Consider the following 421-nt stretch of genomic DNA (forward strand, 5'->3'; position numbering starts at 1 on the left):
GAAGAAGCGTATCGCTATATTCGCAGCGGCGTGTTGAAACACTATCCATCGGTTCTGCATTCGGAAGATGCCATTGAAGGGCCGCTGGCGTTTGCCGAGAAGCGCGATCCAGTGTGGAAAGGACGTTAACAACCGTGAGCTATTACGCCTTTGAGGGGTTAATTCCGGTTGTTCACCCGACGGCGTTTGTCCATCCCAGTGCAGTATTGATTGGCGATGTGATTGTGGGAGCCGGTGTCTACATCGGCCCACTCGCCTCACTGCGTGGTGACTACGGGCGGTTGATCGTGCTAGCGGGAGCCAATATTCAGGATGGCTGCATTATGCATGGCTACTGCGACACTGACACCATCGTTGGGGAAAACGGTCATATCGGGCACGGAGCGATCCTGCATGGTTGTGTGATTGGTCGCGATGCACT

General features: G+C 54.6%; 1 pseudogene. It reads left to right on the forward strand.

Features of this window, described 5'->3' with window-relative positions:
- Positions 1-134 precede the first annotated feature (134 nt).
- Positions 135-421: pseudogene (locus CEW93_RS10665) on the forward strand (phenylacetic acid degradation protein PaaY); the annotation flags it as partial.

Origin of the sequence: Moraxella sp. VT-16-12 (assembly GCF_002224245.2) — a bacterium.
Lineage (GTDB): Bacteria > Pseudomonadota > Gammaproteobacteria > Pseudomonadales > Moraxellaceae > Moraxella.